This is a genomic window from Pseudomonas auratipiscis, assembly GCF_036324085.1.
In the GTDB taxonomy this organism is placed as follows: Bacteria; Pseudomonadota; Gammaproteobacteria; order Pseudomonadales; family Pseudomonadaceae; genus Aquipseudomonas; species Aquipseudomonas auratipiscis.
The window spans coordinates 15790-37915 of the sequence record NZ_JAZDCU010000029.1; the positions used below are offsets into that span (position 1 = coordinate 15790).

At 54.3% G+C, this 22126-nt stretch carries 23 protein-coding genes and 1 pseudogene; 12 read left to right on the top strand and 12 right to left on the bottom strand.

Translation table 11 applies throughout. From position 1 onward, the window contains the following. Positions 1 to 8: 8 nt before the first annotated feature. Positions 9 to 728 (bottom strand): protocatechuate 3,4-dioxygenase subunit beta, encoded by a 720-nt coding sequence (pcaH, locus tag V0R60_RS25565; RefSeq protein WP_330080921.1) that lies wholly within the window; start codon positions 726 to 728, stop codon positions 9 to 11. A gap of 199 nt (positions 729 to 927) precedes the next feature. On the opposite strand from pcaH, the gene ypfJ reads away from it, so the two are divergent. After that, the gene (ypfJ, locus tag V0R60_RS25570) at positions 928 to 1809 is read left to right on the top strand and encodes a KPN_02809 family neutral zinc metallopeptidase (protein ID WP_330080920.1); all 882 of its coding nucleotides are present in this window, start codon (positions 928 to 930) and stop codon (positions 1807 to 1809) included. A gap of 199 nt (positions 1810 to 2008) precedes the next feature. Beyond that, positions 2009 to 3928, top strand: a complete 1920-nt coding sequence (locus V0R60_RS25575; protein WP_330080919.1) for a methyl-accepting chemotaxis protein — start codon at positions 2009 to 2011, stop codon at positions 3926 to 3928. Between the two features lie 51 nt (positions 3929 to 3979). Here V0R60_RS25575 and ggt read toward each other — a convergent pair whose 3' ends face one another. The 3 genes from ggt to V0R60_RS25590 form a co-directional block, all read right to left on the bottom strand. Next, positions 3980 to 5647, bottom strand: coding sequence for a gamma-glutamyltransferase (gene ggt, locus V0R60_RS25580; protein WP_330080918.1), 1668 nt, complete (start codon positions 5645 to 5647; stop codon positions 3980 to 3982). Positions 5648 to 5764: 117 nt separating this feature from the next. Further along, positions 5765 to 6661, bottom strand: a complete 897-nt coding sequence (locus tag V0R60_RS25585) for a LysR family transcriptional regulator (protein WP_136478256.1) — start codon at positions 6659 to 6661, stop codon at positions 5765 to 5767. Between the two features lie 67 nt (positions 6662 to 6728). Further along, the gene (locus V0R60_RS25590; protein WP_136478257.1) at positions 6729 to 7319 is read right to left on the bottom strand and encodes an NAD(P)H-dependent oxidoreductase; all 591 of its coding nucleotides are present in this window, start codon (positions 7317 to 7319) and stop codon (positions 6729 to 6731) included. Positions 7320 to 7512: 193 nt separating this feature from the next. Here V0R60_RS25590 and V0R60_RS25595 point away from each other — a divergent pair, with 193 nt between their 5' ends. Further along, the gene (locus V0R60_RS25595; protein ID WP_330080917.1) at positions 7513 to 7827 is read left to right on the top strand and encodes a putative quinol monooxygenase; all 315 of its coding nucleotides are present in this window, start codon (positions 7513 to 7515) and stop codon (positions 7825 to 7827) included. Here V0R60_RS25595 and V0R60_RS25600 read toward each other — a convergent pair. Then, positions 7817 to 8581, bottom strand: a complete 765-nt coding sequence (locus tag V0R60_RS25600) for a sulfite exporter TauE/SafE family protein (RefSeq protein ID WP_330080916.1) — start codon at positions 8579 to 8581, stop codon at positions 7817 to 7819. The two genes, V0R60_RS25595 and V0R60_RS25600, sit on opposite strands and share 11 nt — an antisense overlap. Positions 8582 to 8659: 78 nt before the next feature. On the opposite strand from V0R60_RS25600, the gene V0R60_RS25605 reads away from it, so the two are divergent. Continuing rightward, positions 8660 to 9598 (top strand): LysR family transcriptional regulator, encoded by a 939-nt coding sequence (locus tag V0R60_RS25605; RefSeq protein ID WP_330080915.1) that lies wholly within the window; start codon positions 8660 to 8662, stop codon positions 9596 to 9598. 47 nt (positions 9599 to 9645) lie between these two features. Then, on the top strand, positions 9646 to 9990 hold the full coding sequence (locus tag V0R60_RS25610; RefSeq protein ID WP_136478261.1) for a cupin domain-containing protein: 345 nt from the start codon (positions 9646 to 9648) through the stop codon (positions 9988 to 9990). A 102-nt stretch (positions 9991 to 10092) separates the two neighbouring features. On the opposite strand, the gene mmsB is transcribed toward V0R60_RS25610, so the two are convergent. Together mmsB and V0R60_RS25620 are read right to left on the bottom strand one after the other, a co-directional pair. Continuing rightward, the gene (gene mmsB, locus V0R60_RS25615; protein WP_330080914.1) at positions 10093 to 10980 is read right to left on the bottom strand and encodes a 3-hydroxyisobutyrate dehydrogenase; all 888 of its coding nucleotides are present in this window, start codon (positions 10978 to 10980) and stop codon (positions 10093 to 10095) included. A gap of 10 nt (positions 10981 to 10990) precedes the next feature. Then, a complete protein-coding gene (locus V0R60_RS25620) occupies positions 10991 to 12517 on the bottom strand; it encodes a CoA-acylating methylmalonate-semialdehyde dehydrogenase (RefSeq protein ID WP_330080913.1) in 1527 nt (508 codons plus the stop codon). 137 nt (positions 12518 to 12654) lie between these two features. Here V0R60_RS25620 and V0R60_RS25625 point away from each other — a divergent pair, with 137 nt between their 5' ends. The 5 genes from V0R60_RS25625 (at position 12655) to V0R60_RS25645 (ending at position 15777) form a co-directional block, all read left to right on the top strand. Next, the gene (locus V0R60_RS25625; protein ID WP_330080912.1) at positions 12655 to 13605 is read left to right on the top strand and encodes a LysR family transcriptional regulator; all 951 of its coding nucleotides are present in this window, start codon (positions 12655 to 12657) and stop codon (positions 13603 to 13605) included. A 312-nt stretch (positions 13606 to 13917) separates the two neighbouring features. Then, the gene (locus V0R60_RS25630; protein WP_203585140.1) at positions 13918 to 14259 is read left to right on the top strand and encodes a hypothetical protein; all 342 of its coding nucleotides are present in this window, start codon (positions 13918 to 13920) and stop codon (positions 14257 to 14259) included. Positions 14260 to 14271: 12 nt separating this feature from the next. After that, positions 14272 to 14847 carry an SHOCT domain-containing protein gene (locus V0R60_RS25635; RefSeq protein ID WP_203585141.1) on the top strand — a complete coding sequence of 192 codons (576 nt, stop codon included), beginning with the start codon at positions 14272 to 14274 and terminating at the stop codon, positions 14845 to 14847. 124 nt (positions 14848 to 14971) lie between these two features. Beyond that, positions 14972 to 15409 (top strand): hypothetical protein, encoded by a 438-nt coding sequence (locus tag V0R60_RS25640; RefSeq protein ID WP_203585142.1) that lies wholly within the window; start codon positions 14972 to 14974, stop codon positions 15407 to 15409. Then, the gene (locus V0R60_RS25645; protein WP_330080911.1) at positions 15406 to 15777 is read left to right on the top strand and encodes a hypothetical protein; all 372 of its coding nucleotides are present in this window, start codon (positions 15406 to 15408) and stop codon (positions 15775 to 15777) included. Before V0R60_RS25640 ends, V0R60_RS25645 begins: the two co-directional genes overlap by 4 nt. 295 nt (positions 15778 to 16072) lie before the next feature. Here the strand turns inward: V0R60_RS25645 and V0R60_RS25650 are convergent, their stop codons facing one another. Next, positions 16073 to 16702 (bottom strand): recombinase family protein, encoded by a 630-nt coding sequence (locus tag V0R60_RS25650; RefSeq protein WP_203585144.1) that lies wholly within the window; start codon positions 16700 to 16702, stop codon positions 16073 to 16075. Between the two features lie 200 nt (positions 16703 to 16902). Here V0R60_RS25650 and V0R60_RS25655 point away from each other — a divergent pair, with 200 nt between their 5' ends. After that, entirely contained in the window at positions 16903 to 17325 is a 423-nt protein-coding gene (locus V0R60_RS25655; RefSeq protein ID WP_330080910.1) for a YajG family lipoprotein, read from the top strand. Between the two features lie 602 nt (positions 17326 to 17927). Here V0R60_RS25655 and V0R60_RS25660 read toward each other — a convergent pair. The 4 genes from V0R60_RS25660 to V0R60_RS25675 form a co-directional block, all read right to left on the bottom strand. Continuing rightward, complete coding sequence (locus tag V0R60_RS25660; protein ID WP_330080909.1) at positions 17928 to 18698, bottom strand: hypothetical protein; 771 nt, start codon at positions 18696 to 18698, stop codon at positions 17928 to 17930. 602 nt (positions 18699 to 19300) lie between these two features. Continuing rightward, entirely contained in the window at positions 19301 to 19780 is a 480-nt protein-coding gene (locus tag V0R60_RS25665) for a hypothetical protein (RefSeq protein WP_330080908.1), read from the bottom strand. Beyond that, the gene (locus V0R60_RS25670) at positions 19777 to 19986 is read right to left on the bottom strand and encodes a hypothetical protein (RefSeq protein WP_330080907.1); all 210 of its coding nucleotides are present in this window, start codon (positions 19984 to 19986) and stop codon (positions 19777 to 19779) included. Before V0R60_RS25670 ends, V0R60_RS25665 begins: the two co-directional genes overlap by 4 nt. A 607-nt stretch (positions 19987 to 20593) precedes the next feature. Further along, positions 20594 to 21742, bottom strand: a complete 1149-nt coding sequence (locus tag V0R60_RS25675; protein ID WP_330080906.1) for a tyrosine-type recombinase/integrase — start codon at positions 21740 to 21742, stop codon at positions 20594 to 20596. Positions 21743 to 21986: 244 nt separating this feature from the next. On the opposite strand from V0R60_RS25675, the pseudogene V0R60_RS25680 reads away from it, so the two are divergent. After that, positions 21987 to 22121, top strand: a pseudogene (locus V0R60_RS25680) (LysR family transcriptional regulator); the annotation flags it as partial. Between the last annotated feature and the right edge of the window lie 5 nt (positions 22122 to 22126).

Consider the following 22126-nt stretch of genomic DNA (forward strand, 5'->3'; position numbering starts at 1 on the left):
TCACCTCCTCAGCAGTTTTCAAAATGGGTTTTGCGCTGGCCGCGCAAGACAATGTCAAAACGATAAGCCAGGCAATCCATCGGGTTGCCGTTGCTCATGTCCAGGCGTGCGATCAGGCTCTGCACTGCTTCAGGGTTGGCGATCGATTTGACGATCGGGCACATCGGGATCAATGGATCACCCTCAAAGTACAGCTGGGTAATCAAGCGCGTGGCAATCGACGGGCCGCTGATCGACACATGGATGTGCGCCGGGCGCCAGTCGTTTGGACCATTGCGCCAGGGGTACGGGCCCGGCTTGATCGTGCGGAAACTGTAATAGCCTTCGCTGTTGGTCAAGGCGCGGCCGACACCACCGAAATTGGGGTCCAGCGGCGCCAGATAGCGGTCGTTCTTGTGGCGGTAGCGGCCGCCGGCGTTGGCTTGCCAGATTTCTACCAAGGTGTGCGGAATCGGCTTTCCATACTGATCGCAGACGCGGCCAGCAAGAATGATCCGCTCGCCAATCGGCAAGCCGCCATTGTTGAAATTGAGCAGCAAGTCATGATCGTGCTGACCAAACTTCAAATGGGAGAAATCCGGACCCGTGCTTTCGCTGATCGACTGGGGAATGCTCACCAGTGCCTGACGTGGCGAACGGGCAATGGAGGTTTTGTAGTCTGGGGTAAGGGCTTTCGGATGCCAGTTGCGATCACGGATAGCGAAGCGACTGTTGTCTTGCGCAGACATGCCGTTCTCCTGTCTTGGAATTATTGGAGCGCCTGGTCGTGACAGGCGAGCTTGCAGTTTCCGACAAGCAGGCTGCAGATAACATTGAAAAGAGGCCGGGCTAACATAACCAAATGGTTATGCTTAACGCAGGACCTGACAGAGCAATGGCGGGTGAACTAATCTTTGAGCTCATGTTTCCAAGCGCGGGAGAGCACTCATGCAATGGCGAAAAGGCAGGCGTAGCGACAATGTGGTCGATGCCCGTGGTGAGGGTGGCGGCGGCATGCGCTTCGGCGGTGGCAAGGGCCTGAGCATAGGCGCGATCCTGTTGATCGTCGGCATCGGCTGGGTTACCGGGCAGGATCCTCTGCAGATCCTCGGCCAGTTGGCTGGACAGATGGATCAGCAAAGCGCACCGGTCAGTACTGGCCCGGCCAAAGCTCCCCCTGCCAACGATGAACAAGCAGAATTCGTCGCCTCGATTCTGGGCGACACTGAAGACACCTGGCGGGCGATCTTCGCCCAGGCGGGTCGTCAATACAAAGACCCGACCCTGACCCTGTTCAGCGGCCAGATCAATTCGGCGTGCGGGTTCGCTTCGTCGGCTGTCGGTCCGTTCTATTGCCCGGCCGATCAAAAGGTCTATCTGGACATGAGTTTCTTCCGCGAAATGGAGCAGCGCTTCTCTGCTGCCGGTGATTTCGCCCAGGCTTATGTTATTGCCCATGAAGTCGGCCACCACGTGCAGACCCTGCTGGGTGTTTCGGCCAAAGTCCAGGCCGCGCGCCAGCGGGGCGAACGTATGGAGGGCGACAACGGCCTGCTGGTTCGTCAGGAGTTACAGGCCGACTGCCTGGCCGGTGTCTGGGCCTACCAGGCGCAGCAACGTCTGAACTGGCTGGAGCCAGGTGACATCGAGGAAGCCTTGAACGCCGCCAACGCGATTGGTGATGATCGTCTGCAACAACAAGGTCAGGGTCGGGTGGTACCGGACTCGTTCACTCACGGCACGTCCCAGCAGCGTGTTCGCTGGTTTAAAACCGGATTCGCCAAGGGTGATATCAACCAGTGTGACACCTTCGCTGCCCGCGCCTTGTAGCCCTCGCTTCTGTTGCCGCGGGAGCCTTTGGTCTGCCGCGGCAACACCTCGAAACGACCATTGAGCATATTTGCTGAAAAAGCGTTTCAGCTCCGGCGCTAGCCGCCGATAAACCCTGCTCAAAGCATCGACTGGCCTTCAAAAAAAACAACCTTCCAGCGATATGGATCAAGAAGCACAACGTTCCTGGAGGGACTGTATGAATAGCTGGTTCGCCAACATCAGCGTCAACCTGAAACTTGGCCTGGGCTTCGGCCTGGTGCTGCTGCTCACCAGTCTGCTGGCCTTGACCGGCTGGAACAGCATGGGTGGATTGATCAATCGCAGCAACTGGATGAGCGACATCACCCAGCTCAACAGCGACTTGACCAACCTGCGCATCACCCGCCTGCAATACATGCTGACCAATGGCGACGATGCCGCCGCCGGCAACGTACAGGTCAAGTTGAATGCCTTCAGTGAACAACAACAGAAGCTGCTTAAGAGCTTCAAGAGCCCGGAAAACGTCAAGTTGCTCCAGGACCTGGGCCAGACCATCAGCGAGTACCAGGTTTCGATCAATAAAATGCGCGCGGGCTACAAAACCAGTCTTGCCGCACGAGACGCGATGAACCTGGCAGCCTCACGCGCCATCGAGCTGGTGGAGGCGATCAACCGCGATATTCTCGCCCTGCCTGAAAGCGATGCTAGCCGTCTGGATCAATTTCGCACCATCACTCAGGCCAAAGAACAGCTGTTTCAGGTACGCCTGGCAGTGCGCAGCTACATCGCCGACATCAGCAGCGAAACCGAACAACTGGCCCTGCGTCAGTTGGATGGTGCGCTCGCCGAAATTGCCGGCCTGAACCGTGAGATGCCGAATGAGGCAGCGCGTATTCAGCAGTTCGAAAGTGCCGTGTTGGCTTACCGTGATGCCGTGCGCCAGTTCCGCGATGCGACTGCCGATGTCGCTGTCGCTCGCCAGGAAATGACCGTACAAGGCGCGACGATCGTCAAAACCAGTGATGCCTTGTACAAAATCCAGCTTGATCGTCGAGACAGCGAAAGTGCCCAGGCCCGAACCTTGCAGGTCACCGCTACGCTGCTGGCGTTGTTGGTCGGCATACTGGCTGCAGTGATCATCACCCGCCAGATCACTCGCCCGTTGCGCGAGACCTTGGCCGTAGTGGACAAGATCGCTTCCGGTGACCTCACCCACAATCTGCACATTACCCGTCGCGACGAATTGGGCGTACTGCAACAAGGCATCCAGCGCATGGGCGCGACCTTGCGTGACCTCATCAGCGGTATCCGCGATGGCGTAACTCAGATCGCCAGCGCTGCCGAAGAGCTGTCGGCGGTGACCGAAGAAACCAGCGCCGGGGTCAACAGCCAGAAAGTCGAGACCGACCAGGTCGCTACCGCCATGCACGAAATGGCTGCCACCGTGCAAGAAGTCGCACGCAACGCCGAACACGCCTCCTCTGCCGCTACCGATGCCGACGCTCAGGCACGCGCCGGAGACCAGGTGGTTGCCGAGGCGATCGGCCAGATCGAACGCCTGGCTGAAGAAGTGCGCCGCTCCACCGAAGCCATGGGGCAGTTGCAGCAGGAAAGCCAGAAGATCGGCAGCGTCATGGATGTCATCAAGTCGGTTGCCGAACAGACCAACCTGCTGGCGCTAAACGCAGCGATCGAAGCAGCTCGCGCCGGTGAAGCCGGACGTGGCTTCGCGGTTGTTGCCGATGAAGTTCGCGGCCTGGCTCAACGCACGCAGAAGTCCACCGAAGAGATTGAAGAACTGGTGGCCGGCCTGCAGAGCGGCACTCAACAGGTGGCCAATGTGATGCACGGCAGCCGCAACTTGACCGAAAGCAGTGTTGAACTGACGCGCAAGGCCGGGGCTTCGCTGGAAAGCATCACGCGCACCGTGTCGAGCATTCAGTCGATGAACCAGCAGATTGCAGCGGCAGCCGAACAGCAGAGCGCAGTGGCCGAGCAGATCAGCCGCAGCATCCTCAATGTGCGTGACGTCTCGGAGCAGACCGCGGCGGCCAGCGATGAAACTGCGGCCTCCAGCGTTGAACTGGCTCGACTTGGCAACCAGCTACAAACCTTGGTCAGCCACTTCCGCGTCTGAGCATAAAACCGAGCCGCTCCTACAGATCATGATCTGCAGGAGCGGTGGTGCTTACTTGATAACGTGTCCAACCCCACGACCACGTGGGTCGGAAGCGGTTTCCAACGTCGTGCCATTGACGCGGATCGCCTGGATATCACCCATTTCCCAACCTTGATCCTCAAGGATGTAACCCATCTTCTTCAGCTCTTCGGCAACCTTGCCAGTCAGCGGCGCGTAGGCATCGAAATAGATAGTGTCCTTAGGCAGCAGTTGGTGATGGACACGTTGTGCGGCTACGGCTTTTTCCAGTGGCAGGTTGTAGTCATACAGGTTGTTCAACACCTGGAAGATCGAAGTGAAAATCCGCGAGCCGCCCGGCGTGCCCAGTACCAACGTGACCTTGCCATCGCGCGTGACCAGCGTCGGCGCCATGGACGAGAGCATGCGCTTGCCCGGCTCGATGGCATTGGCATCGCCGCCCACCACGCCGAACGCATTGGCCACGCCTGGCTTGGAACTGAAGTCGTCCATCTCATCATTGAGCAGGAAGCCCGCCCCCTTGACCACTACGCCACTGCCATAGTCCCAGTTCAGGGTATAGGTGTTGCTGACCGCGTTACCCTCCTTGTCGACGATGGAGAAATGAGTGGTCTGATGCGGTTCCAGGCCCGGCCGGACTTTTTCAGTTTCGGAAATTGCCGTCGGGTTGATCTCTTGGGCGCGTTTTACCAGGTAGTCCTTGGCAATCAACTTATCCACAGGCACCTTGGAGAACGCCGGGTCTCCCAGGTAATCGGCACGGTCGGCAAACACACGCTTCTCGATTTCTGCCAACAGATGGATGTAGCGGGCAGAGTTGAGCTCGACGCCCTTGAAGTCCGCTGCACGGTTTTCCTTGATGCCTAGCAGCTGTGCCAGGGCTACGCCACCCGAGCTTGGCAGCGGAGCGGTATAGACCATGTTGCCGCGCCACTCGATCGCCATCGGATCACGCCATACAGCTTTGTAGTCCTTGAGGTCGTCCTTGCTGATCAAGCCGTTGTCGGCCTGCATCTGCGCGACCAGCAGATCGGCAGTCTTGCCCTGATAGAACTCGCTGACGCCCTTGTCGGCTATGCGCTCCAGCGTTTGCGCCAACTCAGGCTGCTTGAAGGTTTCGCCAACTTTCATGCTGCCGAAGTAGTCATTGAAGTTGGTGCTGTCCTTGAACAATCCCAAGGCATCTTCGCGATACTGGTACTGCTTGGCAGCAATTTTGAAACCGTTTTTCGCGTAGCCCACTGCCGGGGTGATCAACTCGGCCCAAGGCAACTTGCCGAACTTCTGATGCGCCTCCCACAAGCCCATCACCGTGCCTGGTACCCCGGCTGCGCGGGAACCGACCAGGCTCAGGTTTTCAATGATCTCGCCCTTTTCGTCCAGGTACATGTTGCGACTGGCAGCTTTGGGCGCTACTTCGCGGTAGTCGAGGAAGTAGGGTTTGCCATCCATGTACAGAGTCATGAAACCACCCCCGCCGATGTTCCCGGCTTCAGGGTAGGTCACCGCCAGGGTAAAGGCGGTGGCGACGGCGGCGTCTACCGCGTTACCGCCTTTTTTGAGCACTTCAGCGGCTACCTGTGCACCATATTGATCGGGGGCGGCTACCGCGCCACCCTCCAACGTCACAGCGTAGGCCGATGAGCTGGCGATTATCGCGGCACTCAGGCCCAGGGTTCGGAACATCACAACGCGCATGAGAGCTTCCTTGGTGTTGTTTTCGTTGAACAGCCATTAAGGCTGATGTCCGAAAACTAATCAAACAGCGCCGGAAAAATCGCCGTTTGCAGGAAGGTTTTGTCGCGCTTGAAGCAATCAGCAGGCGTAGATCGCCAGCTTGTGCTGAATGAAATCGAGAAAACACTGAATGCGCAGGGCCAACTGCGAGTTACGGTAGTACACGGCGTTGATTGGCTGACGATAGCCGCTGTTGAATTCGGGCAGCACCACCTGCAAGCGCCCCGTTCGAATGTCTTCATGCGTCATGAAGTGCGACAGGCAAGCAATGCCTTCTCCGGCCAAGGCCAGTGAACGCAGGGTTTCACCGCTGGAAGCAGACAGGCTCGGACGGATCAGCAGGCGATCCCCTTCGGCATGACGTATCGGCCAATGGTTGAGCGTTTCGGTTTGGGTGAAGCCCAGCAGCGAATGCTCCAACAAGTCTTCGACTCGTTTGGGCTGACCATGGCGCGCCAAATAGTCCGGGCTGGCCAAGACGTTCAGTGGACTGCACCCCAACGAGCGCGCATGCAGGCTGGAGTCGGCCAAGTCACCAATACGAATGGCCACATCCGTACTCTGTTCGATCAAATCGATGATCAAGTCGCTGGTATTGAGCTCCAACTGAATCTGCGGGTACAGCGTGCGGAACTCACTCACCCAGGGCACGATTGCGTGCAGCATGAAGGGCAAGGCAGCATTGATGCGCAGGCGTCCTGAAGGTGTCTGGTGATGGACCGACAGGTGCTCTTCGAGATCGTCCATCTGCTGCAGGATCGACTTGGCCCGCTCGAAGAAAAACCGTCCTTCTTCGGTAAGGTCCATACGCCGGGTGGTGCGGTTGATCAGCGTGGTGCCAAGCTTGGCCTCCAGGCGCGACAAGGTGCGACTGATCGCCGAAGGCGTCTGCCCGCCCTGCTCGGCCGCCGCGGAAATAGAGCCGCACTCGATGACCGAGACGAACACCTGCAATTCATCGGATCTGGCTTTCACGGCTGTACCTCGGGGTGAACGACAGCCGTGATAGATAGCCGCTTGTAGCAGGCAACGCAAGGTTTCATCAGGCCTGGATCTGGAAAACCTGGGCAAGGTGCTGCTCATAGGCAGCAACTGCGGCCTCGACGTTTGGACGCTTCATTACATCTACCGCCAGATAGGTCGGCAGCGCGCTCATACCGAGAAACTGATTGGCCTTGTGGAAGGGAAAGTACACCGCGTCCACACCCTTGCCTTCGAAGAAATCATCCGGGTCATCGAACGCTTGCTGCGGTGCGTTCCAGGTCAGCGAAAGCATGTACTGTTTGCCCTGAATCAGGCCGCCGCTGCCATACTTCTGCGACGCATCGGAACGTGTGCGCCCATCGTTGGCATAGAGACTGCCGTGACCTGCTGTGAACACTTCATCCAGGTACTGCTTCACCGTCCATGGAGCGCCCATCCACCAACCTGGCATTTGATAGATGATGACATCAGCCCAGAGGAACTTCTGCACTTCTTCGGCGTTGTCATAACCGCCATCGATGTAGGTGGTCTTGACGTCGAAACCGGCACGATCGAGGAACGCTAGGGCGGCCTCATGCAAGGTTTCGTTCAGGCGGCCATCGGAGTGAGCAAATTTTTTACCGCCGTTGAGCAATAGAACTTTTTTCATCACTTGCCTCATCTGTCGTGCGATCAACTACGGCGTCTTGGCCGTCGGATCGGATCAATTTGGATGGCGGCAGATTAGAGGTAGAAACACGGCAGAAAAACCATCGCCCACGCAAATTACTTTTGTCCTAAAAGCACGAATACAACACACATTAATGAAATAAAATCAGTTCACCCCAAACCAGAGGTGCACCATGAGCGAACCCTACGGCTTCATTCTCAAAGCCAAAACCCGTCCGGAAAAAGCCGAGGCCTTCGAAGCACTGTTCCGCGCCTACGTGCAACCCAGCCGCGCCGAACCCGGCTGCATTGAGTACCACATGCTGCGCGACAAGGAGGATACGAGCCTGTTCGTGTTCTACGAGATCTGGGCCAGCAAAGCCGCGCTGGATGTGCACTCGGCCCTGCCGCACATGCAGGCGTTCTTCGACAAACGCATGGACTATCTGGAGCGCGACTTCGACATTCAATTGATCGATATGCTCAGCCCGTCCTCCGCTAGCCGTTAAGCAACAGGTGCGCGCCAAGCAGCGCCAGGCCGACAAAGAAACAGCGCTTGAACAGCGCGGCGCTGATGCGTTGGCGCAACCATTGGCCCGCCAGCATGCCCAGCAGCGCCGGCGCCAGCATCAGCAAGGACGCTGCCAGCGCCTGCGAACCGAGTGCACCCTGACCAGTCAGGCCCAGCGCCAATGCCAGCGTCGACACCGTGAAAGACAGGCCCAAAGCCTGAACCATCTCGTCGCGGCTCAGGCCCAGACTCTGCAAGTAAGGCACCGCAGGAATGACGAAGACGCCTGTGGCGGCGGTAACTATTCCGGTGAGCAAACCGCACACGGGGGCGCACCAGCGTTCCCATGAGGCCGGCGTCGCGAAGCCACGAGCGACCAATCCATACACTGCATACACCAGCAGCGCCCCACCCAAAGCGTGGGCTGCCCACGCGCCACTGTTGATTCCCAGCCAGGCACTGCCCACGACGGTGCCAACAAAGGTCATCAGCAACAGCGGCCACAAGCGCCGCAACAACGCCGCCAAATGCCCGCCCGCAGCCAGTTGCCAAAGATTGGTCAAGGTTGAGGGCACGATGAGCAGCGCCGCAGCCTGTGCCGGGGACATAGCCACGCCGAGCACGCCCATGGCGACGGTCGGCAAACCCAGGCCGATCACGCCCTTTACCGCGCCCGCCAGAACAAAAGTGAGCAGTACCAGCAGCGACAGAGCCGGGCCAATTTCCTGATAAAAGCCAATTAAGTTTGTCATGGGGGTCATGGTGCCTGCCGCGCCGACCGCTGAAAATCTGCCATATACTGAGCCAGACTATTGCCCAGGCAGAGGCTCATGCATTTCGATCTGATTGACCTGCGACTTTTCCAGCACACGCTGGAATGCGGCAACATCACTGCAGGTGCGCAGTGCAGCCATCTTTCCCTGCCAGCAGCCAGTGCGCGTATTCGTGCCATGGAGGCATCCCTTGGTACAGCACTGCTCGAGCGAAACCGCCGTGGCGTACAAGCGACCCCGGCGGGTCAGGCCCTGCTCCAGCATGCGCGACTGATAGGCCAACAGGTCGAGCGCTTGCAGTTCGATCTGGCCCAATATGCCCTGGGCCTGCAAGGCCAGGTACGCTTGCTGTGCAACACCGCAGCATTGAGCGAATACCTGCCTGAACTGCTCGCAGGCTTTCTGGCCGGGCATCCGGCCATCACCCTTGACGTCCAGGAACTGCCGAGTTTGCGTATTGTCCAGGCTATTACCCAGGGCGCGGCGGATATCGGCATCATTTCTACCGCCGTTACCAGCGAGCACCTGCAAACGCGCGCTTTTCGTGACGACCCGCTCGTGCTGATCATGGCGCCCGAACATCCCTTGGCCGTCCACACCCACCTGCGTTTTGCCGACACTCTCGCCCATGGCTACGTGGGCCTGTCGACGGACAGTGCCTTGAGCCTGCATCTTGAAGAGCAAGCCCTGCACCTTGGCCAGCGACTCCAGGTGAGAGTTCGGGCCGAAGGCTTCGATGGCATGATCCGCATGGTGGCCCATGGCGCAGGATTGGGGGTGGTGCCGCTGGCAGCCGTGCGGCGCTGGCAGGGCGTACTGGCCTTGCGCAGCATGAGCCTCGAAGAACCCTGGGCCCAGCGTCAATTGCTGTTGTGTGCGCGTGACTTCGCTAGCCTGCCTGGGCATGGCCAAGCGTTGGTGCGGCACCTGCAAGCCCAACAGCAAGCGGCGCAGATCGAGCGCTCGAGGTCGAGCCCAGACAACTCCAGCGACTAGATCGGACCTATGGTAACGGACCTCTCATCAGACCGTTTGGAGCTGACATGTCCGACTTCATCACCGTTCTACGCAACACCTGCCCGACCCCGGTACTGGATGCAACCAAGTGGAAACGCATTGCCGGCGACCCGCACACCGTGAACCTCAACGCCTACCTCTCCACAGATGGCAGCAAGATCATGGGCACATGGATCTGCACCCCGGGTACGTTCGAGGTGAATTACGAGAAGTGGGAATACTGTCATTTCCTCGACGGCTACTGCGTGATCACGCCGGAAGGCGAGCAACCGATTCACCTGAAGGCAGGTGATGTATTCGTGATCGAGCCGGGAATGAAAGGCACCTGGGAGGTGGTGGAGACGGTGCGCAAATATTTCGTTTTTGCCTGATGACATCCGGGCGGCCAAACAACCCGTCGCTGGCAAGGCGAGCTCCCACAGAATCAGGTGTGCGCAGTACCTGTGGAAGCCCGCCTTGCTAGCGATGCCTGGTTACTCGGATTTGCGATAGCCTTCGACAATCGCCGAGAAGTCCTTGCCGCCATCACCGCGCAGGCTCATGGCTTGGTAAAGCTGTTGGGCCACGGCGCCCATGATTACCGGTTGATGCGCCTGGCGCGCAGCTTCGGTAGCCAGGCCCAGGTCCTTGAGCATCAACTCGGCACCAAAGCCACCGGTATAACCCCGTGACGCTGGCGCGGTCTCGACAATGCCCGGCCAGGGGTTGTAGGTATCGGAGCTCCAGCAGCGCCCCGTGGAGCTGTTGATAATGCCCGCCAGCACTTTCGTGTCGATTCCCAAGGCATTGCCCAGGGCCATGGCTTCGGAAACCCCGACCATCGAAATGCCCAGCAGCAGGTTGTTACAGATCTTGGCGATTTGGCCAGTCCCTACCTCACCGCAATGAACAATGTTGCGCCCCATCTGCGCCAGTACCGGTTGCAGCGTGGCAAACAGCGCCTCGCTGGCACCGACCATGAACGTCAGGGTGCCCGCGGCCGCACCGCCGGTACCGCCTGATACCGGTGCGTCGGCCAGATCCACACCCTGCTTGGCCGCCGCAGCGGCGACATCTCGGGCGGTCTGCGGGTCGATGGTGCTGCAGTCAACCACCGGGGTGCCGGCACGCACGCCTGCCAACACACCGTCTTCGTTCAGGTACACACCGCGCACATGGGCGGCGGCAGGCAACATGGTGATGACCAGTTCGCTCTGCTGCGCTGCATCACGCGGCGAGCTGCTGATCTGGGCGCCGAGTTCGGCAAGCTCGGCCAGCACGGTTTTGTTCAGGTCAAACAGCTGCAGCTGGTGTCCGGCCTTGATCAGGTTGCGGGCCATTGGCGCGCCCATGTTGCCAAGGCCGATGAATGCAATACGCATGATGAACTCCTTAGCGCAGGCTGATAGTGGTGTTCACACCGTCGTTGACACTGTCGTCATCGAACCAGCGGCTGGTGACGGTCTTGGTCTGAGTGTAGAACTGCACCACTTGCTTGCCGTACGGGCCCAGGTCGCCAAGTTTTGAACCACGCGAACCGGTGAAGCTGAAATACGGGACCGGCACGGGAATCGGGATATTGATTCCGACCTGGCCGACGTCGATTTCGTTCTGGAACTTGCGTGCCGCCGCCCCACTTTGGGTGAACAGGCCAGTACCGTTACCAAACGGGTTGCGGTTGACCAGGGCAATGGCTTCGTCGAGGGTGTCGACTTCCAGCACCACCAGTACGGGGCCGAAGATTTCCTGGGTGTAGATCTGCATGTCGGTGGTCACCCCGGAGAACAGGGTTGGACCGACAAAGTTGCCCTGCTCAAAGCCTGGCACACTCACATCACGACCATCGAGTTCAAGCTTGGCGCCTTCCTTGATGCCGCTTTCGATCAGGCCCAGCACACGCTCCTTGGCACGCTTGGAAATCAGCGGGCCGACGTCGGTGCCAGGTTCGCTACCGGCGTTGACCTTAAGGTTGGCAGCCAGCGCCTTGAGATCAGGCAGCCACTCACGCGCCTTGCCGACCAAGACCGCCACCGAAGTCGCCATGCAGCGCTGGCCAGCCGCGCCGAAACCGGCACCGACCAGGGCGTTCAGGGTTTGCGTACGGTTGGCGTCCGGCAGCACCACGGCGTGGTTCTTCGCGCCCATCATCGACTGCACGCGTTTGCCGTGCTGGCCTGCGAGGTTGTAGACGTGGGTGCCCACCTCGGTGGAACCGACAAAGGAAATGGCCTTGATGTCAGTGTGAGTGCACAGGGCGTCGACCACCTGCTTGCCGCCATGTACCACGTTCAGCACACCGGCCGGAACACCGGCTTCCAGAGCCAGCTCCACCAGCATCATGGTCGACAGCGGATCCTGCTCGGACGGTTTCAGGACGAAGGTATTACCGCAGACGATGGCCATCGGGAACATCCACAGCGGAATCATCGCCGGGAAGTTGAACGGCGTAATGCCCGCGCACACCCCAATTGGCTGACGTAGAGTATAGGTATCGACACCACCAGCGACGTTCTCAGCGAACTCGCCCATTTGCAGGCTGCCGATGCTGCACGCATGCTCGACCACTTCCAGGCCGCGGAAAATATCGCCTTCCGCATCGGCGATGGTCTTGCCTTGCTCGGCGCTCAGTACCACAGCGATACGCTTGGAATGCTCACGGATAAGCGCCTGGAGCTTGAGCATGATGCGCATGCGTGCGCCGATCGGCGTGTCGCGCCAGGTCTTGAAAGCACGCTGGCCGGCAGCGATGGCTGCATCAACTTCTTCGACAGTGGCGAACGGCACCCGGGCGAGCACTTGTTGCGTGGCCGGATTGACCACGTCGCGCCATTCGCTGGTCTTCGATTCGACCCATTGGCCGTCGATCAGCAGCTTGACCTGCTCGACCTTGGTTTGGCCGGGAGTAAGGGATGCGTTCATGTGCGTTCTCCTGAAATTGTTGTTAGGGAGAGATCGACGCCGCCGGGACAACCACGACGGGCGCTTGGGTCTAGGGCTTGTTTTGGAGTATAGATGTGCAAAGATCCAATAAAAACGCACATAAAAGCCGGACCAACATGCAAAAAAACATCACTTCGCTAGGCGCTTTGAACTGGGACGACCTGAAGTTTTTTCTGGAGGTAGCCCGTACCCGCAAGGCCAGCAGCGCGGCCAAGCGCCTCGGGGTGGACTACACCACGGTGTCCCGACGCATCAGTTCGCTGGAAAGCGCACTGGGCACCCTGCTCTTCGAGAAATCGCGGACCAACGGCTTTGTCCTGACCGCTGAAGGCCAGCGCCTGCTCAGCTACGCCGAGTCGATCGAAAGCACCCTGCACATGGCCTGCGAACAGGTATCGGGGTCCGGCGTGGCGCTGTCCGGGCATGTGCGCATGGGCTGCACCGAAGGCTTTGGCAGTTTTTTTGTTACACCGCAGTTGAGCCACTTCGTCGATGCCTACCCGGCTATCTCGGTGGACATCCTGCCACTGCCGCACTTCATCAGCCTGTCCAAGCGCGAAGCAGACATCGTCATCGCCCTGGAACGACCAGAGCACGGTCCCTACGTATGCTGCAAATTGTGCGACTACCGCCTGCGCCTATACGCCACCCAGGAATATCTGGACAGCCATGAACCAATCACCCGCAGCAGCGACCTGGCGCGTCATCAATTCATCAGCTACGTCGACGACCTGGCCTTCAGCTCGGAGTTGCTGTACCTGGCCAACCTGATTCCCTCCGCCAGTGCCAATCTGCGCAGCACCAGCGTGATCGCCCAGTACGTGGCGGCTCAACAGGGCCGTGGGCTGGCGATCCTGCCCTGCTTTCTGGCCGCACAAGACCCACGCCTGGTAGCGATACTGCCCGATGAGGTGGAGATTACCCGGCAATTCTGGATGTACTGCCGCGAGGACTTGCGCAAGTTGAAGCGGATTACCCTGTTGTGGGATTACATCCGTGGGGTGACCGAGCGCAACGCGCCACTGTTGATGGGCGAAACCCGGGAGATGCGGTTCAACGAGGGGTAGATCGACAAGGAGTAAGGGTTGCTCATCCTACCTACCGCAAGGGGCTGAAAGCAACGCCTTGTAACACCACTTGTGACAAGGGTTGTGACAGGATTTGTAACACCGCTTGTGACAGTTTATCGCCCTGCTGCTCGGTGACCGGCTGAGCAGTATCACTTCAATGAGCATCAGCCGTCGGCATGTGTGACCAACCTACTGATCACTGGCCATAAGCCACCTATCTGAGTGTAGAATCTACAGCCACCGCGAGTAGGCAACCGATATTGGGGTTGTCCGTCACCTACGGTCTGTTGAACACCATAAGGATTGGATATGGAAGTTGCTGCAAGCCAAAGACCAAAAATTCATCAAGCGAAAACATCATTGCTTTTGTGGGCTTCTGCTTTAACAATTGCATCTACTGTTCTTGTTTTTATTGCCACTATTGGTAAAGATTATGGAATGTCGGGCATCTCATCGGTAATAGGTGAGCCTGTAGTATTCCAAAGCTACATATTTCAAGCATTGGGCGGTAGCATCGGGCTTCCTGCTATTCATGTATTGGTTGCTTCCTTATTCAAATCAAAGCGGAACTCTACTTCGCGCCGCCGCATATTCATTGTATGGTCTGTGGTTGTGATTACTCTTCAATTGATTGTCATTAAATCCTTGTAAGGTGCTTGCCACATGGAAAATACACCCTTAACCAGTTCTGACCATAGTAAGATTCTTGTCTTTGCCTTACTCATGCTGCCAATCATTGGTTTCTTTGTTGGTGTTGCACCAGCTGTATTCCTGCTGTTTGGTGTATTTATGATGAAGAAGAACAATGACTTCTCTCATATTTCCACAGCTGTCAGGAATGCCAAAATCTACCTGTATATCGCATTAGCCATCGCTGGAGTCTGTACTGCGTGGTTCGCTACTACGCTGGGTGCTTATAATCGCTGGGATCGACAGGGAGAAGAGTTTATAGTCTCATGCTTTGCAGTTGGCATAGTACTCTTCTACTTGTTTATCTTGAACGCGCTTTTCTACAAACCTCTTCTCCAGCATAAAACATGGGTTGCTGATAATGGCATATTCAGCAACAAGCCTAAGACAAATACGCACTCATCTGATATAGATATCATCAAGGGCGAGAGAATGAAATCATTTTCTGTAGCTGATGAATTGATTAAATGGGCAAAACTGAAAGAGGATGGCCATATTAGCGAGCAAGAGTATAATGACGCTCGCAACAAGCTTTTGCAGCGGGAATAGCTTTTGGTTCGGGTGGCGATAGTACGGCGTCAGCGCCTATTTGATTGCCATATAATCATAACACCCCAATAGAACTCGAATAGAATTAAAGAGTTCGGAGGCAACCGGTGTCGGAGAATGTTGTGTGAAATTCATTATAGATGCTGCATCATTTGGCTCTAATTTGCTAACCATCGCAGCATCATCTATTGCGATTTACTTGTTTTTTGCCAAGCGCAAAGAAATATCCTCAGTATTTTCGCTTTTGGTAAACTACACCTTTCAAATGTCTCTTTCTGAAATTAAAGAAAAGCTTGAGCGTTTAAACGACTACAATGCAAAGGATCAGGAAAGCTGCGAAATAATAGAAAACATCTTTCATGAAATAATTGGGCAAATTCGCGGAAATGATAAGCTTCGCGGCCATTTCTCTGAGCTGACAGATAGAATGGAAGAGCTTGCCTCTAATAGGAAGAAGCTCACTGAGCCGAAGAAGCGAGCAGTAGTAAGCGAACTACGTGAAAGGCTCAGAAATTTAAATGTCGCAAATATCGATAGTTTGATTGGAGACGAAAGGGCATGAGCAAAATCGTTGAAGCTGTGAATGTGATGATTTCGAATCAAGACAAGATAGATTCGACATACCAAGGCATTTATGAACCCGAGGTTTTCTTTAGATACGACAAGAAACATAATTGGTCAATTCTGAGAAATGATGCTGGCGATTTTTATCTCCACTATTATCCAGCGAAGTATAAAGTTGAGGATTTAGCCTCGTGGCCCGAAGAGGCTTGGCATGAATTTAGGGGAATGGTTTCCTACAACTCAAAAGATTTAGGAACCAAGGAAGCTAAAGACTCTCTTAGAGAGCTCTATACAGTCGTTAAAGAAAAGGTATTCGGAATGGATGATGTTCTTGCCGACATTATCAAAAGTGACGCTACTTGGTAAGGAGTTGCTACATCGAGCTGCTACTACCTCAGTTCAATTTACCATCCCCCAAATCAAAATCCCAATTGGTGATGGAATCCGACCAAGTTGTAAGTGAAAATCCCCTGAGGTAGGGCACCCATGTTCAGTAGGGCCAGACCACAGAACGGGTGGAAAAACTTTATGATTTCAAAATCCGTGCAGATACAAACAAAAAGCCTTGCCACAAGCTCAGATTGGGCTCACAGCAAGGCTTTTGAGTGCATGTCCACCCTACCCCACGGGCAAGGCTGTAAACGGCTGTATGGGACTAGTTTTAACCACCTGCTTTCAGTTCCTTCTTGATTCTGTAGACCGTGGCAACTCCGCACTCTGCCAGCTTGGCTACATCGTCGGCGGTCATGGTTGGGTGTTTGGCCATGATGTTAGTCACCTTCTCCCACATCGCAGCATTCTTACCTTTGCCCGCTGGTTTCCATTCAGGGTTAGCGGCCTTCTTATTCTCGATACCCTGCTTGATACGCTCCACACGTTTCTCTTGATCGAGCCGTGCCATGGTTGCCATGAGGTCTAGGAGCATGTTGTTAATCACTTTCATGATCGCACCTGTGATGCCGTTACCGTCAACCAACTGGTGAGAGGTGGGTAGATCGATCACGACCAAACGAAGTCCTTTGCCCTCGATAGTACTCTTCAGCGAGTCCCACTCAGAACTGGTCAAGCGTGAGAGGCGGTCTACCGATTCCACTACCAGCACGTCACCCGCTTGAGCAGCATCAAGCAAACGGGAAAGCTCAGGACGCTCCAGCTTGGTTCCTGAGATGTTCTCAGCGTATACGTCTGCAATGGTCAGGCTATGATCACTGGCGAAAGCCTCAAGCATCTGGCGTGCTCGGTTGGCGTCCTGATCCTTGGTGGAAGCACGGAGATACAGATGGGCTTTCATACTCACTATCCTTTACCTAGCAAATCGATGGACCTATGATAATCAATCATATAGCTATCTTCAATAGGTATTTTGATAGTGACTATCAAATAGGACTGCCACTCCCGTTTGAGTAGAGTCATTTGATAGTCAGGTCTGCGCTTGGCGTGTGAAAAGTGCGATGATAGCTTTATGCTTTCATGACACCAAGGACGAAACTGATGCGACCACTGTTTGCCGTTGCAGCAATTGCGATGCTGGCCGGCTGCGCTGCACCACCAACTGTTGGCGAGGCTGTACCTGCTCCAGACAACCGATTGCTGGCACTTCAAGCCGAGGAACATGGCAAAGATGCTACCGTGACCGTCGTGCGGGAAAGTGCAATACAAGCTGGTCACTGCTTCTTTGGTATCTACTTGGACGGAAAGCTTGTAGCCCGACTGGATAATAATGAGAAAGCCACCTTCCATGTGAAGCCCGGCAGAAGGCTTGTAGGTGTGGGCTCTGATCCGCAAGGAGCAGGAAATTGCTCCGGTAACAGTCGCTACAAGAGAGAAGTGGCGACATGGATTGAAGTTGGTGAAAGCCAAACATTCCGCATTGCATTCCAACCAATGTTGGACATTCGTCCATCGTCTTACTGACGAATTTTTTGGACGCGTAAGGGAAGTTGTAGTTATCACCGTTCGACGGTGAAGATGATGACACGGTGTTTGTGGGTTCGTTCCTCTTCCTCACTTTCGGATGATCTATGATTACCCTATTCAGCGTTGACGCTGAAGAATGATTATCGAGGATGAATCCTCAAGAACGTCAACCTACCGGTTTCCTTGGCGATCACTGATTGACAATCAGAACATCATCACTCTCATATACATCAGTGATCGCAGGTGAGCGAACGGAGTGAGTGAATGCCTTTGGGGTACAGGACAGACAGTCCGACCCGCTCTTGATCTTGATTATCTTGAGCAATGTATTCTGAGCTTAGCTCAGGAATAGTTATTCAAGATATCATTACTATTCTGTGCATAGCACAGGACATTACACTTCCTTGGGTTTTGAAGGGAGCTTTGTCCCTTCTCCCTCCAATTTCTCTAGTAACCTATCCAAGGTTTCACCTTGAAGAAAACCTATCCTGTGGAGAATCTCCACAGAAGGCAGAGCCCTTATTATTCGTCGTCCGAGCCGTCCGACTCCTAATAAGGTCAACAGGACGGGACGTTTGTACAGACGGTGTACTGCTGAGCTACATCCGATCAATCTCCTCAAAGAATGGATCATAGCATTCCCGCTTTGGCTCAGGAATCAGTTGTCGCAGCTTTCCCTGCGGCCTAGCCGGTGCTGGCAAATCTTCCGTACCGTCGATTCGATCAGCAATACCCTTTGTTCGACTTAGTAGTGTCTCAACAGGCTCTGACCCAAGGCCGGTACTTAAATAAGCAATATGACGCATCCCGCTGTAATATTGCTTTTTTCGCAGCAGGTCGCCTTCGACCGAGTCTACAACAGGAACTGCAAACCGCTCCATAAACTCGTTCATACCCTCTTCATAGCGGGCTCGCATTTCGAGAGCAAAAGACTCCATCCACTTCCAGCAGTCAGTGGCGTGTAGAGGGTTCATCCAACTTGGTCGAAATGTCGCCACTTCACTGTTCGCACCTGCCAAGTCTCTAACCTTACGTTTCACTTTATCAATATCAGTTTGAGTCAGGTTGGAATCATACTTCCCAGTATTGGAGTTCCAAGTTACTCCGTAGACACCATGGCAAATGGTTCTGACTTCATCATTTGAAATGCCGCAACTTGAAACTGCATTATCATAGACAGCAGCAGATGCCTTGTCCAAATTGGTCAGCACGCCAGCACCTTTAATCTTACCATTGATTAGTTGCTTGACGCGGCGTTCCCGTACTCCAGTAGTGCTTACGATCTTTGCAATCGACAAGCCGTTCAGTTCGTACAGTCGTACTACTTCATTCTCAAGCTCGACCCCATATGTAGCACCAATATTTGCCATTACTTAATTCTCCTGTGTCAGTTCAATTCATAGGCATTTCCTCTCGGTGGTGCCATTTCAGTGTGGTGTAACTTCTCAAACCGTAGACACGACGAAGCCCCCTACGATGCGCAATTCATTTACAAAAGCGGTCGTGTGGAAGGTGGCGTACTGGATGAGGGTGCGAATCATACAGCAATTCCAAAACATGAAAACGTCTTGACAGATTGTCTAAACGAAATCGCTTAGAGAAGTCGTAAAAGTACATTTCTCCGCAAGAAATCCCCAACCATCCCTGGTGTCATAAGAAGCGATTACAGCGATGACCATCATTACCCGCCATAATTTCATGTCGAGACCAAGAAAACGCCCAGAAACGCGCCTGCAGAGCCTCCCAAAACCGCGATGGAAGTAATGCTAGACTCTTTATCAAAAAATAACTGTTCAAACAGTTCAATTAGAATAGTTTCTTGTCGGAACAGAAAGTTGTGTTTAGCACCAACACCAGCCATACCCAATGAAAATCGGATCATCAGCTAGCTTTCTGTAGACAAGAAAAAAGCTCCCACTGAGATTAATCAATGGGAGCCGCCTGTTATTTTCATGTTTAACTCTTGATGTAATTAGCCTGGAATCACTAGCGACTTGTAACAACCTTGGACTTGCCTTTCAATTTCAACGAGTTGTTTCTCTTCTTTTTCACGCTGAGCTTTCAGTTCCTTTTCCTTTTGCGCTTGGATCAGTTGCTCACGCAACAGGTCTTGGTACCGAGCGCGTTCGGATTGCAACCATGTAATATACTCAGCTTTAACTTTGACTTTGATAGCTGCAATGTCATCAGCTTGCTGAGACTCTGGTTTCACCATCCAAACCGAATGATCAAGTTCGGCATGGTACACACGCTTGCTAGTGGAAACGGTGTATCCCTGTATCGACTTGTCAATCACTGCAAGCAGCAGCTCATGTTCAAAGTTTGCTTTCACCAACTCCATTGATTGTTCGGTACCACGATACACATTAATCCAATCAGCGACCCGCCTCTCAAACTCTGCTTGATCCCATGCTGGTGGAGTTCCTTTTATGGAAATTTTCTTCTCGTTCATTTAATTATTTCCTTTCGACTGATGATAAGGTTGATCATTTTGCTGATGATCATTGTTCGATATGCGCTCTCATTGAAGTCAGCGGTGACTTGTTCGGTTGCTTTGGCTTGTCTTGGTTTGATGCTGGTGACATGGTGTCGTTGCTGGTTCTTCTTTTTGCTCCGAGCAATGGCGAGATTGAAACCACGAATAAATGTATCACTCATGCCTTCATCACCAAGTCACAGAGGTAAGAATCAATTGTCTTGTCTGCGGTAAACACCTTGATAATTAAATCAGTGTAAGCAGATTGCGGCACATTGAAACGTACAACTACATACTTTGCCTGATTGGCTCTAAAGAGTTTACCGCGACAGCTGCTGCTGCATGTTTTTGCGTCCCGTCGAAGATTGTTGATTGAAGAATTACAAATTGCGCACAGCCGATTTTGTACCATTGGCACCTCCACGGTATTAATTGTTTATTTATTTGAACAGATTTATCTGTAGACATAAGAAAGCTCTCGCCCACCTGATGAGATGTGCGAGAGCAAGGAGAGAATAAATGTCACCGGCTTAGAGAGGACCGGTGACGGTGAGTGGTTGCACGGTGAAGGAAGGCACAATACAACCACTCACAGCATCGAGGGTACGATGCGAGGATTTGAGTTGGTAAGAAAAGCAGGTGTCCGACTTCCAATAAGTCTACACCCGAAAGTGTAGGCTTTTTCCACTACCAATACCGACATTATACGATAATGATTCTCATTTGTCAACACCTGTTACATATGTTCTTGCACTTTCCACCAACTTTTTTACCAAGAGATAATCCAGATCAGCTTGGGCACAACACCACCCTCAACATTTTCTCAATCACTTCTACAGGAACCCCAGCCCCATAGGTGTCAAAGGTGATCGTCCCTGAAGCGTGTCCCAGTAATGCTTGGGCATGGAGTACTGGCACTCCCTTTACCTGCATAAGGGTTGCCAAAGAATGTCGCATTGAATGATATGTCAAGCCAGCCTTGTGCGTAGCACCAAGAGCTTCAGGGATCGCATGCTGGTTTGCCCATTCACCACCTGCTCTGTACCCAATCTGTGCAAGTGCCTTTACTTGGTTACTCTTACAAGTTTCGACATATCGCAGGAATGCTCCAAGATTAAACCCGTATGCACCATCAATCAGAGGCACTATACGCTCGCTTTGTTTGTTCTTAATCGACTTACCTTCACCGTTCTCGTTGATGTGGATGGCAACGATCCCCGATTCAAGTGTCAGTATGTCAGAAGTAGTAAGTTGAGAAACCTCGTTCAACCTTGCACCAGTCACAGCCCCAAGGGTGAGCAGCCAACGCTTCCATGATGACTCAAGCAACTTGTTGGCATATCCGACAAGCTCCATCACCTGAGCCTGAGAGAAGGCTTTGCGCGTAGATTCAAGACCCTTGGTCAGCTTCAGCTTTTTGTCATAGGTTTTGGTTAGGTGTCCATTCTCTACCGCCCACGCGAGTACAGCCGAAAGTTTCACAATCAGTTTGTTCACAGTCGAGGGCATACGACCTTCTGACAAACGTTCCCGGAATGCCACAAGGTCTTCTCTGGAATGGTTTCTCAAATCCAATCCGTCCAGATGTTCAGAGATAACCTTGTGGCACAGGGTCGTCTCTTTCAAGGTCGTGGGCTTCTGCTCCCCGCCACGATCAGCCATGTAAAGCTGTGAAAGCACCTTGAAAGGCATCGGGGCAATCACTGGTTCTGCTGCCGCGTTCGTAACCTCCCCATACAGTGCGAACACCGGCGAGGGGGTAACACCAACGTTCCGGTACATGTCACCCCAATGGCGTAATGGTTGGCCGTCATCAGCAGACATCAGCGTACTACTCACCAACGTCAGCAGATGCTCCCGAAGATCGTTCCATGAGGCATTAGGATGATCCAAGTGGAATGCCTGTATCGATGACGTGAGATGACCAGATGTCTGCATAGCCCATCTGCGATCAGTAGTCTTCAGAGAGACAGATACCGTGCGATTCACACTGCCAGTCATGCGAAGGCGTAGGTAGTAGATACCGTGTCGTCGGTAATGATAGGGACTCGCCAACCGGCAAAGTGGTTTCAAGGACAACGTCCGGTTTGTGACAGCACTTGTGACAGGGTGCTCCTGTGGAAGGGTGTTCATGGTGGTTAAGCCCTTGTAATCACTGGGTTAACCCTTTCCCTCTTTGTCGTTCTGGATGTACTGCCGCGAGGACTTGCGCAAGTTGAAGCGGATTACCCTGTTGTGGGATTACATCCGTGGGGTGACCGAGCGCAACGCACCGCTGTTGATGGGCGAGTCGCGCACGATGAGCTTCGCCGACTGATAGCT